General features: G+C 58.6%; 8 protein-coding genes. 5 read left to right on the top strand and 3 right to left on the bottom strand.

Annotated features, from left to right (window positions below; all coding sequences use genetic code 11):
- Positions 1 to 2: 2 nt before the first annotated feature.
- Together RHM68_RS21610 and RHM68_RS21615 are read right to left on the bottom strand one after the other, a co-directional pair.
- The gene (locus RHM68_RS21610) at positions 3 to 344 is read right to left on the bottom strand and encodes a hypothetical protein (protein WP_322218990.1); all 342 of its coding nucleotides are present in this window, start codon (positions 342 to 344) and stop codon (positions 3 to 5) included.
- A 272-nt stretch (positions 345 to 616) separates the two neighbouring features.
- Complete coding sequence (locus tag RHM68_RS21615) at positions 617 to 3055, bottom strand: Lon protease family protein (protein WP_322218991.1); 2439 nt, start codon at positions 3053 to 3055, stop codon at positions 617 to 619.
- A gap of 277 nt (positions 3056 to 3332) precedes the next feature.
- Between RHM68_RS21615 and RHM68_RS21620 the strand changes: the two genes are divergently transcribed.
- From RHM68_RS21620 to RHM68_RS21630, 3 genes are all read left to right on the top strand, one after another.
- On the top strand, positions 3333 to 3821 hold the full coding sequence (locus RHM68_RS21620; protein ID WP_322218992.1) for a DUF3015 domain-containing protein: 489 nt from the start codon (positions 3333 to 3335) through the stop codon (positions 3819 to 3821).
- An 89-nt stretch (positions 3822 to 3910) separates the two neighbouring features.
- Positions 3911 to 5764: a DUF4105 domain-containing protein gene (locus tag RHM68_RS21625; RefSeq protein WP_322218994.1), complete on the top strand. Its 1854-nt coding sequence runs from the start codon at positions 3911 to 3913 to the stop codon at positions 5762 to 5764.
- A gap of 190 nt (positions 5765 to 5954) precedes the next feature.
- Entirely contained in the window at positions 5955 to 6449 is a 495-nt protein-coding gene (locus RHM68_RS21630) for a GreA/GreB family elongation factor (protein ID WP_322218995.1), read from the top strand.
- A gap of 104 nt (positions 6450 to 6553) precedes the next feature.
- Here RHM68_RS21630 and ettA read toward each other — a convergent pair whose 3' ends face one another.
- On the bottom strand, positions 6554 to 8218 hold the full coding sequence (gene ettA, locus RHM68_RS21635) for an energy-dependent translational throttle protein EttA (RefSeq protein WP_322218997.1): 1665 nt from the start codon (positions 8216 to 8218) through the stop codon (positions 6554 to 6556).
- A 284-nt stretch (positions 8219 to 8502) separates the two neighbouring features.
- Here ettA and RHM68_RS21640 point away from each other — a divergent pair, with 284 nt between their 5' ends.
- Together RHM68_RS21640 and glyA are read left to right on the top strand one after the other, a co-directional pair.
- Positions 8503 to 12351, top strand: coding sequence for an EAL and GGDEF domain-containing protein (locus RHM68_RS21640; protein WP_322218998.1), 3849 nt, complete (start codon positions 8503 to 8505; stop codon positions 12349 to 12351).
- Positions 12352 to 12568: 217 nt separating this feature from the next.
- Entirely contained in the window at positions 12569 to 13822 is a 1254-nt protein-coding gene (gene glyA / locus RHM68_RS21645; protein ID WP_322219000.1) for a serine hydroxymethyltransferase, read from the top strand.
- The last annotated feature ends 71 nt before the right edge of the window (positions 13823 to 13893 follow it).

Raw genomic sequence — 13893 nt, forward strand, 5'->3', positions numbered from 1 at the left:
GTTCAGTGATCAGGCCGAAACTCGAAGCCGCCAGGGCTGCGACAACGGCCGCCGTTGATTTCCCGCAGTTGAGCTTGCAAATGCAGGCACCAGATTTGCGGGTCATCCGCTAGCTCGTAGCCATGCAATGTCAGGCTTTCAACGATGGTGTCTAGAATTGATTCAGCCACGAACGGGCCATGGAATGGACCTTGAGCCTTGATGGCTGAAGGTTGTTCGCCAGCCATTCCGGCGGCGAAAAGCAAAGTCCACATGCCCGTATCGCCCGCCAATGGGCGAATGACGCACTCGATACGGGTCACTAGACCCAGGCATTGACGGGTGAGGCAGAGGTTGCGCGACATGGCGGCGACCCTCGGTAGATCCGGTGTTCAGCCCCCGTGCGAAGACTGTCTCGATCCAATGATTGCTGTCTCTATCCTTGAGCTGAGAATAGAAGAAAAGTTCACCCCGCAAGCGAAGCGAGACCAGAAGGCGCCGAATGGTCATTGTGTGAATATTGACGCCAGAGTGATGGCGCATTTCACGCTGAATGACGATTTTCAGACTACATAAAAACGGAGGGAGCAGGCTTGCTCGCTCCCTCCGTTTTTTGTGGCCTCACTTCGGCGGTGCATCACGCCGGCTTGGCTTCGACCAACGCTTCCTGCGCCATTTCCTTCTCGGCTTCCTTGAGGTCTTCCTCACTGATCATTTCAGCAATGACCCGCAAGCGCTCAACCACTCGCGCATTGACGCTGCCTTCAGGGAACTGACCGTCGGCATCCGGCGCACCGGCCGGCTCGCCCACCAGCAGGCTCAACGCCTCGTCGGCCTGACGCACCGCGTAGACATGGAACTGCCCCGCACGCACCGCCGCCAGGACCTTCTCGTCGAGCATCAACGTGGCAACGTTGGCTTGCGGAATGATCGCGCCCTGTTGACCGGTCAAACCACGTGCTTCACAGAGACGGAAGAAGCCTTCGATCTTCTCGTTGACCCCGCCCACGGCCTGCACTTCACCGAACTGATTGATTGAGCCGGTAATCGCAAAACACTGCTTAAGCGGGGTTTTCGACAGGGCCGAAATCAGCGTGCATGCCTCACCCAGCGACGCACTGTCGCCATCGACGTAACCGTAAGACTGCTCCAGCGCGATGCTCGCCGAAATCGCCAACGGGAATTCCTGTGCGTAACGGCTGCCCAGATACCCGGTCAGAATCATCACGCCCTTGGAGTGAATAGGTTGCCCGAGATTGACCTCGCGCTCGATGTCGACAATGCCGCTGCCCCCCGGATAGACGGTGGCAGAAATCCGCGCTGGCACACCGAATGCCGAGTCACCGACTTCCAGCACCGTCAGCCCGTTGCATTTGCCGACCGCTGCGCCATCGGTATCGATCAGGATGATCCCGGCCAGCATGTCATCCAGAATCCGTGCCGAAACACGCCCGGTGCGAGTGGCCTTGGCCTTTAGCGCACGTTCGATGTGACCAGCGTCGGTCATGTCGTCACCTGCCAGGTCGCGAATGAAATCCGCTTCGCTGACCAGCTGGAACAAATCACCGATACGCGCCGACAAACGCCCTTGATGTTCCGCCAGACGTGCGCTGTAGGTCGCCAGACGTGCCACTGCATCCGCGGTCAACGGTGCCATACCCTCTTCGGAGGTACGGGTTTTGAGCAACTGGGCAAACTGCTCCAGGCTCTCATCGACCATGGGAATGTCTTCATCGAAATCTACCAGGACGCGGAACATCTCCTGGAAGTCCGGATCGAGGTCTTGCAGCGTGTAGTAGAGCTGCCGCGCGCCGATGATGATGACTTTGACCTGCAACGGAAGGTGCTGCGGGGTCAGCGTTACCGTGGCCAGACGACCCAGTTCGCCCAGCGGCGACTCCATTTTCAGCTTGCGCGATTGCAGGGCGCGCTTGAGCGCATCCCACACGAACGGTTCACTGAGCATTTTTTCCGCTTCGAGAATCAGAAAACCGCCGTTGGCCCGGTGCAAGGCACCCGGCCGAAGCTGACGATAAGTCGTGTAGAGCGCGCCTTGATCGGTGCTGTACTCAATACGGCCGAACAGATTTTCATAGGTCGGATGCGGCTCGAACACCACCGGCGCACCGCCACTGGCTGAATGACCGACCACCAGGCTTGGTGCGTATTGTTCTTCCAACAGTTTGCGGGCGATGGCGTCGGTCTTGCTGTCGTCAACCAGTTGCTCGACCACGGTTTTCAGCAAGTACACCTGCATCGCTTGAAGATAACCGCAGAGCGCTGCGTTTTCCGCGTACTTTTCCGACAAAGGAGAGAGCAGTGGCTGCAGGGCCAGAGTGATGGTTTCTTCGTTGAGCTGACGCATTTGATTGCTCGACTCACGCTTCCACTGCGGCAGGCTGGCGAGTTCCTCGTTCAGTCGCTCTTCCAACCACGAAATATCAACGTGGAAACGCTCACGCTCGACTTCCGGCAACTGGGCGAATTCCGCTTCGTCCAGCGCTTTGCCTTCACTCATTGGCGTGAACGCGATGTTGGTACTGTCGCGGTAAAGAGCGACTTCTTTCTCCAGCGCCAAGCGCTCAATCACGTCCAGCGCGCGGTCATAACGCTGATTGAACGCACGGTCGATGGCGCTTTTCTTCTGCTGGTAGGACGGGTGTTCGAACACCGCAGGAAACGTCGCCAACAGGTTATCGATCAAACCGTTGATGTCACCGATGAAGGCACCGGCCGTTCCCGACGGTAATTCAAGGGCACGCGGTTCGCGGGGCTCATCAAAATTGTTGACGTAGACCCAGTCCGCCGGGGTCTGCAAGCGCTTGGCTTCCGCTTTAAGGTAGCGTTTGACGAATGAAAACCGGCCGGTGCCGGGCTCGCCCATGACGAATACGTTGTAACCGGGGCGTGGCATGGCCACACCGAACTGCAAGGCTTCGACTGCACGTTCCTGGCCAAGCACGCCGCGAAAGGGCTCCAGATCATTGGTGGTAGAGAAGCTGAACTGTTCAGCGGAAAACGGACGGGTCAGCGCTTCGGGCGCTAGACGCAAGCTGGCAGCAACAGGATCAGGCATCGGGCTTCCTTACATCAGGCGGGGCAGATAGCGGCATTCTGGCGCTGCCCATACCCCACTGGCAAGGCGCGCTTCCTGCCAAAGCGTAGACAAACCGCTGCGCCCAGCCCCGGCAGGCGTAAAACCGCGCCTCACGCGATGTTTTTCAAAAAATCACGGAACCCTTGGATCGTGCCTAAACTCAAAAGTGCGCGGCTGGACTAATAACCGGCCCACTGGTGCCAACGTGGTTCCAGCCCCCCTTGTCCATTGGTATGCACACAAAGAGAACACAGCTATGAAACGGATTCTTCTCGGTACTCTCTTCACCGTTGTCTCCCTCAACGCCATGGCGCAAGCGCCAGGCGGCCCGGATTGCGGTTGGGGCAACATGCTGTTCGAAGGTCAGCGTGGCACCCCGGCCCACTTCCTGGCATCCACCACTAACGGCACTTCGGGTAACGCAACGTTTGGTATGACCTCCGGCACTAACGGTTGCTCGACCAACTCAGCGCTGACCTACGGCGGCAAATCCTGGATTGCCATGAATGGCATGATGAACGAGCTGTCCGAAGACATGGCCAAGGGTCAGGGCGAAGCGCTGACCACTTACGCCGTGGTACTGGGCGTGGCGCCGGAAGACCGTGCGCACTTCGCGACAGTGACTCACGAGCACTTCCAGCAGATTTTCAGCAAGGCTGATGTGACCGCTGACGACGTGCATACCAATACCCTGGCCGTTCTGAAGAGCGATCCGCGTCTGGCCAAGTACGCCACTCAAGCTTAAGCTCGAACCGCCCGCTCCTTTCGGGGAGCGGGTTTTGTTTTTGGACCTCCTCCCCCTGGGTCTTTATTTCGAATTCTAAGTTGCCCACTATGCTCAAACGCCTTGCCTGGCTGGCGCTCTGTGTCTGCGTCCCGCTGTCCGCCGCGCCACACGTTGACGCTCAACGCTTGCAGCAACTGGCCAACGAGCCGTTCTGGATTTCCCTGGGCCACTACGAAACCGCGAAGCTTGGCGGCTGGCGCAGCTACGTCAGCGACCAGAAATTTTTCCTTGCGCCAGACGGCAACGAGCACCCCGATAGGGAGCTGGCGGCGACAGTGCAGGCGTTGTATGCCCCGGCCAATGCCGGCGAAAAACACGCGCAATGCGTTTATCCAGCACGTACCCGCTGGTTGAAAGCGCAGCTCAATCTCAACGATTTACCGACGCCGGACTGCACCGGGTTCAAGCAGTGGTTCAAAGACGTTGCGCCACATAGCGCGGTGCTGATTTTCCCGGCGGCCTACCTCAACAGCCCGTCGTCGATGTTCGGTCACACGCTGTTGCGCATCGATCAGGCTGACGTACAACGCGACAAGACCTCTCTGCTCAGTTACGCGATCAATTTCGGCGCCTACATCGAAGGCTCGGACAACAGCATTCTTTACGCGTGGAAAGGTTTGATGGGCGGCTATCCAGGGCTATTCGCGCTGGTGCCCTACCAGGAAAAACTCTCGGAATACCGCAGCCTGGAGAACCGTGACCTGTGGGAATACCGGCTAAACCTGACGCAGCCAGAAACCGAGCGCATGGTCGAGCACGTCTGGGAACTGAAGCAGGTCCGGTTCGACTACTTTTTCTTCGACGAAAACTGCTCCTACCGCTTGCTCGAACTGCTGCAAGTGGCACGGCCCAGCCTGCGCCTGACAGAGCAGTTCCCGCTCACCGCGATCCCGACCGATACGGTCAAAGCGGTGAAAGACGCCGGACTGGTGGAGTCCATCGAATACCGCCCATCCCGTGAGCGCGAACTGCTCAGTCGCGCCGAACCGTTAACCGGCGAAGAACAGCAATGGGTGCTGAAGGTCAGCGCCGACCAGAACCAACTGCAGGCCCCGGCCTTCAAGGCTCAACCCAAGGCTCGCCAAGCGCTGATCATCGATGCAGCCTACCGCCTCGAACGCTACCGCGCCAATGGCCAGGAACGCGACCCGGCAGGCGCCCAGCGCAGTTTTGAACTGCTACGGGCGATCAATCAAAATCCGCCACCGGAACTGGACATTCCGCGCCCCGGCCTGCCCGAAGATGGCCACGAATCGCGCACTTGGCAGGCCGGTTTCGGCACCCGGGGCGACCAGGCGTTCGGCGAATATGGCTTGCGCATGGCCTATCACGACCTCAACGACAACGCTCAGAGCTTCCCGCTTGGTGCGCAGATCGAAATTCTGCAAATGAAACTGCGCCAGTACGAAGGTAATCACTGGCAGTTGCAGCAATTGGACCTGGCAACCATCCGCTCCCTGACCCCACGCAACGAGCTGCTGCAACCACTGTCATGGCAAGTCACAGGCGGCCTGGAGCGCGTGCCGGGCAAACATAACGACGAAACGTTGGTCAGCCACGTCAATGGTGGTGCCGGCGGCACCTGGCAACTGGGCGAAGACGTGCTCGGCTTTGCGCTGGGCACGGTGCGCATCGAACATAACAACGACTTCGCCGGGTTCGTTGCCCCGGCCGCCGGCTTCAATAGCGGGGTGTTGTGGAAGAACCCGCTCGGCAACTTCAGCCTCGAAACCAAGGGCGATTTTTTCACCAACGGCGAAGTACGTCGTAGCTTGAGCTTGAATCAACAGTGGGAATTGTCGCGCAACCTGGGCCTGCGCCTGAGTGCCCAACGCGAGTTCAGCCATCTCGCCTCGCCCGAGAACGAAGTGATGCTTGAGGTGAAGTGGTATCACTACTGACCTGACACATCCTCATCCCGGCGGGATGATTCCAAGGTTCAAGGGAAGCCTGCACGCTTAAATACGGCGGGTATTCGCGCTGATTTTTATACGCGCGAATGCCAGTCGAATCACGAATAGGTCGCTGGCAGACATCCGTCGAAACTAAAAACCTGCGAGCATGGCCCAAACCCTATAACGGGAGAAAACCATGAGTCGTGCCTTCGTCAATGAGGATAACGCCGCCGCGCAAGCCGACCCGCCAGTGGAACGGCAAATCAGTGCGCAGCCCAACTACGTCACCCCGGCCGGTCTCGCCCTGCTTCAGGCAAAGGTCGCCGAAGTACAGAGCTTGCTCAATCAACAGAGTGCAAAAGGTGAACTGGCCGATAAACAGCGCCAGGCTGATCTTGAGCGCGACTGGCGGTATTTCAATCAGCGACTGCACAGCGCGCTCGTCGTTACCCCGGCGTCTTCCACCGACAAGGTGCAGATTGGCTGTTGGGTAACGTTTGCCGATGAGCACGGTAATGAACAACGTGTGCAGTTGGTCGGCGAGGATCAGGCGGATGCTGCCAGCGGGTTGATCAATTGGGGGTCGCCGTTGGGACGGGCGCTGCTGGGGTCGCAGGTCGGGGATGAAGTGCTGTGGAAGCGGCCTGCGGGGGATTGGGTGATTGAGGTCATGGGTATAGACGTCGGGTAATTTGGAGGCCGTCTTCGCGAAGACCGCACCTCGCTCCGCCTGACTAAAAGCCATAAAAAAACGGAGCCCTTGAAGGCTCCGTCTTTTAGGCAACCGACCTGAAATCAGGCCAGTTTCTTGTGCCGTACACGGTGCGGCTGGGCAGCTGCGTCACCGAGGCGCTTTTTACGATCAGCTTCGTACTCGCTGTAGTTACCTTCGAAGAACACCGCTTGCGAGTCGTCTTCGTAGGCCAGGATGTGCGTCGCGACGCGGTCAAGGAACCACCGATCGTGAGAGATCACAATGGCGGCGCCCGGGAAGTCCAACAGGGCTTCTTCCAGGGAGCGCAGGGTTTCAACGTCGAGGTCGTTGGACGGTTCGTCGAGCAGCAGGACGTTGCCGCCCTCTTTCAGGGTCAAGGCGAGGTGCAAACGACCACGCTCACCACCCGACAGGTCCTTGACGAACTTTTGCTGATCACCGCCCTTGAAGTTGAAACGACCGACGTAGGTACGCGACGGAATCTCATAGTTGCCAATGCGGATCTGGTCGGAACCGTCGGAGATTTGCTGGAACACCGTCTTGCTGCCATCCAGGTCTTCGCGACTTTGATCGACGCACGCCAGTTGCACGGTTTCGCCGACTTCGATGGTGCCCGAATCCGGTTGTTCCTTGCCCATCAGCATGCGGAACAAGGTCGATTTACCGGCACCGTTACCGCCGATCACGCCAACGATGGCGCCCTTGGGCATCGAGAACGACAGGTTGTCGATCAACACGCGATCGCCATAGCCCTTGGTAACGTTCTTGAATTCGATGACCTTGTCACCCAGGCGCGGACCGGCCGGGATGTAGATCTCATTGGTTTCGCTGCGCTTCTGGAATTCCTGCGACTGCATTTCCTCGAAGCGTTGCAGACGAGCCTTGGATTTGGACTGGCGGGCCTTGGCGCCTTTGCGCACCCACTCCAGTTCTTCCTTCATGGCTTTTTCGTGGGCCGACTGCTGCTTGGATTCGGCGGCCAGACGGTCGGACTTGGCTTCGAGCCAACCCGAGTAGTTGCCCTCGTAAGGGATACCCGCGCCACGGTCAAGTTCGAGAATCCAACCCGCGACGTTATCCAGGAAGTAACGGTCGTGCGTGATCGCTACCACGGTGCCCGGGAAATCGTGCAGGAAGTGCTCCAGCCAGGCGACAGAATCAGCGTCCAAGTGGTTGGTCGGTTCGTCGAGCAGCAGCATATCCGGTGCGGACAGCAGCAAACGGCACAAGGCCACCCGACGCTTTTCACCACCGGACAGGAATTCAACCTTGGCATCCCACGCCGGCAGGCGCAGCGCATCGGCGGCGACTTCCAGTTGGCGTTCCAGGTTATGGCCGTCGCTGGCTTGCAGGATGGCTTCGAGCTTGGCCTGTTCGGCGGCCAGTTTATCGAAGTCGGCATCTTCTTCAGCGTAGGCGGCGTAAACCTCGTCCAGGCGGGCCTGGGCGTTCTTGATTACGCTGACCGCTTCCTCAACCACTTCACGCACGGTCTTGGTAGGGTCAAGAATCGGTTCCTGCGGCAGATAGCCGATGTTCAGGTCCGGCATCGGGCGGGCCTCGCCTTCGAACTCGGTATCGACGCCGGCCATGATTTTCAGCAGCGTGGATTTGCCCGAACCGTTGAGGCCGAGTACGCCGATCTTGGCGCCGGGGAAGAACGACAGCGAAATGTTTTTCAGGATTTCCCGCTTCGGCGGAACAACTTTGCCCAGCCGATGCATGGTGAAGACGTATTGAGCCATGGAGAACCTTGGGTCAGTGACAGATGAATGATTGGAGCGCAGGCGATGCCCGGCCAGGCCATGCGCGTCGCACGGTTGAGGTTATCAAGGTGTGCGCGCTGAAAAAGCCTGAGTGTAGGAGCTGGAACGCTCCCGCGTAACCGGCAAAGCTACCTGAATGATCAAAGGCAGTCCAGCCGCGAGGGACTGGCACTTTGCCACAACTCAAGGCATGCTAGCCGCCCTTCGGGCGTCCGGCTTATAGTGAACGTCGCGCCAGTCCAGCCAAACCGCAGGATTACAGTTTGTCCAATGCCACTACGCACCTGTCCAGCCGCACACCGACTGTAGCGTCCGGCTCCCCCCTGCGCGGCACATTAAAGGGCGCACTGGCCACACTCGTGCTGTTGTTGCTCGCACTGCTGTTCTGGCAGTTGCTGGATCAGCTTCGAGAAACCCAGAAAACCCAACGTCAGTACACCATCGACTACACCGCAGACTTGGCTTCGCAGGTCAGCCTGAACATGGCGCTGAACGCGCAAATAGCCCTCAACCTGCTACCGATCGTCGAACAACCGCAAAGCGCCGACGAACAGCAGGCACTGCTGCACAAACTCCAGCAATCGTTACCCGACCTGCGCAGCCTCGCATTGCTCAGCCCGTCCGGAAAGATCCTCAGCGACAGCGCCACCGATAGCCAGGACACCGACTACCTGAGTGATCTGGTGCGGCGAAGCCGTGCTCAAGCTCACTATTTCAGCAATGCCAATGACGGCTCGGTGGTGCATCTGTTACTGCATCAAGCCAGCGGTAGCAGCCGTGGTTACTGGGTCTTGCGCCTGACGCCGACGTTTTTCTCGTCCCTGACCAAACAGGGTGAAACCGGTATCCGCCCCCTGTGGCTGGTAGAAAACAGCGTCAATCACCAGATCATCAGCCGTGACGAAGCCCTGTCCAGTTCCAGACCGGACATGCTGACAGCCGAAGACCTGGCCAACAGCGTACTGACGGTGCCCCTTAGCAGCAGTGACTGGCAATTACGCGGCTTGTTCGACCGCCAACAGGTGATCGAACAACTGCTGCCTGCGTTCATTGCCAAATGCCTGCTGGGTCTGGCGCTGTCGCTGCTGCCATTCATCGCGCTGCTAAGCATGCGTCGACGTCAGCATCAGTTGCATGAAGGGCGCCGACGCTATCAGGACATTTTCGATGGCACCGGCGTTGCACTGTGTGTGCTCGACCTGTCCGGGCTGAACAGTTTTTTCGAAAAGGCGCAGTTGAACAACAGCGAGCAACTGCAGGCCTGGCTCGCCATCCCGGACCAACGTCAGCAATTACTGCAAGAACTGCGTATTACCGAAGTCAACCAGGTTGCCCTGCAACTGCTTAACGTCAACGCCTGCGATCAGGCCTGGAAACTGCTGATAGATGGCTGTCCCCTGGACAACAAGGCCATCGGCAATCAAGTGCTTGAAGCGGTGCTCAACCAGCAACAACAGCTTGAGCTGGAAATCAAAATTCAGGACACCCACGGCCGCGACCAGCACCTGTGGCTGGTACTGCGCCTGCCGGAAGAACAGCACGACTATAAATCGGTGATCCTGAGCATCAACGACATCACCAGTCGCAAGCTCATCGAACTGTCATTGCTGGAACGCGAGGGGTTTTGGTCCGATGTGGTGCGCACCGTACCGGATCACCTGTACGTACAGGACGTGATCAGCCAGCGCATGATTTTCAGCAACCACCACTTAGGGCAGACGCTCGGTTACAACCGCAGCGAATTGCACCAGATGGGCGAGTACTTCTGGGAAATCCTGCTCAACCCCGAGGATGCCGATTACTACCATCGCTCGCGTCAGACCCAGCGTTACGCCGGTTACAGCCAATTGCTGCAATGTCAGTTGCGCTTTCGCCATCGTGACGGCAAATGGCGCCGTTTTGATATCCGCGAACAAGCACTGGCGCGAGACAAGAACGATCAGGTCACCCGAATCATCGGCGTGGCCAAAGACATCACCGAGCAAATCGAGGCCAGCGAATCCCTGCGCGACAGTGAGCGGCGCTACCGGATGCTCGCCGAAAGTATCAGCGATGTGATTTTTTCCACAGACCGCAAGATGACGCTCAATTACGTCAGCCCGTCGGTGTACGCGGTACTGGGCTACGACGTCGACTGGGTATTCCAGAACGGCTGGCAATCGACCATCGCCAATCCGCAACAGCTAAGCGGGATTTCCGCCCTGATGGACCGGATCAGCAAAGCCCTGGATAAACCCGAGCAACTGGCGCTGCTGCGCAATCAGGTGCAGACGCAGTTGTACCTGTTCGACTGCCTGCGGGCGGACGGGCGCAAGATACCGATCGAATTGCGCCTGGTACTGGTCTGGGACGAACACGGTGCTTTCGAAGGTGTGCTCGGCGTCGGTCGCGATATCAGCCAGCAACGCCGCGCCGAGAAAGACCTGCGCATGGCCGCCACGGTATTTGAACATTCGACCTCGGCAATCCTGATCACCGACCCGGCCGGTTACATCGTCCAGGCCAACGAAGCGTTCAGTCGTGTCAGCGGCTACGCCGTGGAGCAGGTACTCGACCAGCTACCGAACATGCTGACCGTCGACGAGCAGCAGGACGCCCATCTGCGTTACGTACTCAAGCAACTGCACCAGAACAACACTTGGGAAGGCGAAGTCTGGCTCAAGCGGCGCAGTGGCGAGCATTACCCGGCCTGGGTCGGGATCACCGCCGTACTCGACGACGAAGGCGACCTGGCCAGCTACGTGTGTTTCTTCAGCGACATCAGCGAACGCAAGGCCAGTGAGCAACGGATTCACCGTCTCGCCTATTACGACGCGCTGACCCACCTGCCCAACCGCACACTGTTCCAGGATCGCCTGCACACCGCGCTGCAATCGGCAGAGCGGCAGAAGTCTTGGGTGGTGCTGATGTTCCTCGACCTGGATCGCTTCAAGCCGATCAACGATTCGCTGGGGCACGCCGCCGGCGACCGAATGCTCAAGGAAATGGCCATCCGCTTGCTGGGCTGTGTCGATGACGACGACACCGTGGCGCGCATGGGCGGCGATGAGTTCACCCTGTTGCTACAACCGCGCATCAATCGTGAAGTAGCGCTGAACCGAGCGATCAATGTCGCCGAGCAGATCCTCGCCAGCCTGGTGAAACCTTTTGTGCTCGAAGGCCGCGAGTTCTTCGTCACGGCCAGTATCGGGATCGCCCTGAGCCCGCAGGACGGCAACGAACTCAGTCAACTGATGAAGAACGCCGACACGGCGATGTACCACGCCAAGGAGCGTGGAAAGAACAACTTCCAGTTCTATCAGGCGGATATGAACGCCAGCGCACTGGAGCGTCTGGAGCTTGAAAGCGACCTGCGTCATGCCTTGGAGCAAGACGAATTTGTGCTGTACTACCAACCGCAGTTCAGCGGCGACGGCAAACGCCTGACCGGCGCTGAGGCCCTGCTACGCTGGCGCCATCCGCGACGCGGCTTGGTACCTCCCGGAGATTTCATTCCGGTGCTTGAGGAACTCGGGCTGGTCGTGGACGTCGGTGACTGGGTGATCAGCGAGGCGTGTCGGCAGCTTAAGGCGTGGCACCTGGCCAAGGTGCGCGTACCGAAGGTCTCGGTGAATATTTCGGCGCGGCAGTTCTCCGACGGCCAACTCGGCACGCGAATCGCTACCATCCTTAGGGAAACCGGCCTGCCGCCGGCGTGCCTGGAGTTGGAGCTGACCGAAAGTATCCTGATGCGCGAAGTCAGCGAAGCGATGCAGATTCTCGCCGGTTTGAAAAACCTTGGCCTGAGCATTGCGGTCGATGACTTCGGCACCGGTTATTCATCGCTCAACTACCTCAAGCAATTCCCCATCGACGTCCTGAAAATCGACCGCACCTTCGTCGATGGACTCCCGTCGGGCGAGCAGGATGCGCAGATTGCCAGGGCAATCATTGCCATGGCTCACAGCCTGAACCTGGCGGTAATCGCCGAGGGCGTGGAAACCCACGAACAGCTCGAATTCCTGCGTGAGCACGGGTGTGATGAGGTTCAGGGGTATCTGTTCGGTCGGCCGATGCCGGCGACCCGGTTCGAAGCACAGTTCAGCAATGAAGCGCTCTTCATGTTCGACTGAGATGTTGCTGTGTGCCTGATGACGCTATCGCGAGCACGCTCGCACAGCGATTGCATTCCAAATCAGCGCGCGAGCCTGCACGCGATGAGGCCAGCACCCTCACCGCTGATCCCGTCATGAAGGCCACTTGTCTGCGACATGATGTCCTTTCATATGCCATCTAAAACCCGTTGGGTTAGAATGCGCCTCTTTTCTGCCCCGATCCTTGAGGACCGCCATGTTCAGCCGTGATCTGACTATTGCCAAGTACGACGCCGATCTCTTTGCCGCCATGGAGCAAGAAGCTCAGCGCCAGGAAGAACACATTGAGCTGATCGCTTCGGAAAACTACACCAGCCCTGCGGTGATGGAAGCTCAAGGCTCGGTACTCACCAATAAGTACGCCGAAGGTTATCCGGGCAAGCGCTACTACGGTGGTTGCGAGTTCGTCGACGTGGTTGAGCAACTGGCCATCGACCGCGCCAAAGAACTGTTCGGTGCTGATTACGCCAACGTTCAGCCGCACGCAGGTTCACAAGCCAACAGCGCCGTTTACCTGGCCTTGCTGCAAGCGGGCGACACCATCCTGGGCATGAGCCTGGCCCACGGCGGTCACCTGACACACGGCGCCAGCGTGTCCTCGTCCGGCAAGCTGTACAACGCCGTTCAGTACGGTATCGATGCCAATGGCCTTATCGACTACGACGAAGTCGAGCGTCTGGCCGTTGAACACAAGCCGAAAATGATCGTGGCCGGTTTCTCTGCTTACTCGCAGATCCTCGACTTCCCGCGTTTCCGCGAAATCGCTGACAAGGTTGGCGCCTACCTGTTTGTCGACATGGCACACGTGGCCGGTCTGGTCGCCGCTGGCGTCTACCCGAACCCGGTCCCTTTCGCTGACGTCGTGACCACCACCACGCACAAGACCCTGCGCGGTCCACGTGGCGGCCTGATCCTGGCTCGCGCCAACGCCGACATCGAGAAAAAGCTGAACTCCGCCGTATTCCCTGGCGCACAGGGTGGCCCGCTGGAGCACGTGATCGCGGCCAAAGCGATCTGCTTTAAAGAAGCGCTGCAGCCTGAATTCAAGACCTACCAGCAGCAAGTAGTGAAGAACGCCAAGGCCATGGCCGAGGTGTTCATCAAGCGCGGTTTTGACGTAGTGTCGGGCGGTACTGAAAACCACCTGTTCCTGCTGTCGCTGATCAAGCAGGACATCTCCGGTAAAGACGCCGATGCCGCACTGGGCAAAGCGTTCATCACCGTGAACAAGAACTCGGTGCCTAACGATCCACGCTCCCCGTTCGTCACCTCCGGTCTGCGTTTCGGTACTCCTGCTGTGACCACTCGTGGCTTCAACGAAGTTGATTGCCAAGAATTGGCCGGCTGGATCTGCGACATCCTGGCTGATCTGAATAATGAAGCGATGATCGACGCCGTTCGTGAGAAGGTCAAAGCCATTTGCAAAAAGCTGCCGGTATACGGCGCTTAATAGCGGTTGCTTTAAACACAAGAAACCCGGCTCTTAAGCCGGGTTTTTTTAAATTAAAATATAAGATTTTA

This window comes from Pseudomonas sp. DC1.2 (assembly GCF_034351645.1).
Classification (GTDB): domain Bacteria; phylum Pseudomonadota; class Gammaproteobacteria; order Pseudomonadales; family Pseudomonadaceae; genus Aquipseudomonas.

What these genes read in the sequence shown, in the direction of transcription:
- RHM68_RS21610 (WP_322218990.1), bottom strand. Translation starts at nt 344, where the DNA reads ATGTCGCGCAACCTCTGCCTCACCCGTCAATGCCTGGGTCTAGTGACC.
- RHM68_RS21620 (WP_322218992.1), top strand. Translation starts at nt 3,333, where the DNA reads ATGAAACGGATTCTTCTCGGTACTCTCTTCACCGTTGTCTCCCTCAAC.
- RHM68_RS21625 (WP_322218994.1), top strand. Translation starts at nt 3,911, where the DNA reads ATGCTCAAACGCCTTGCCTGGCTGGCGCTCTGTGTCTGCGTCCCGCTG.
- ettA (WP_322218997.1), bottom strand. Translation starts at nt 8,218, where the DNA reads ATGGCTCAATACGTCTTCACCATGCATCGGCTGGGCAAAGTTGTTCCG.
- RHM68_RS21630 (WP_322218995.1), top strand. Translation starts at nt 5,955, where the DNA reads ATGAGTCGTGCCTTCGTCAATGAGGATAACGCCGCCGCGCAAGCCGAC.
- RHM68_RS21615 (WP_322218991.1), bottom strand. Translation starts at nt 3,055, where the DNA reads ATGCCTGATCCTGTTGCTGCCAGCTTGCGTCTAGCGCCCGAAGCGCTG.
- glyA (WP_322219000.1), top strand. Translation starts at nt 12,569, where the DNA reads ATGTTCAGCCGTGATCTGACTATTGCCAAGTACGACGCCGATCTCTTT.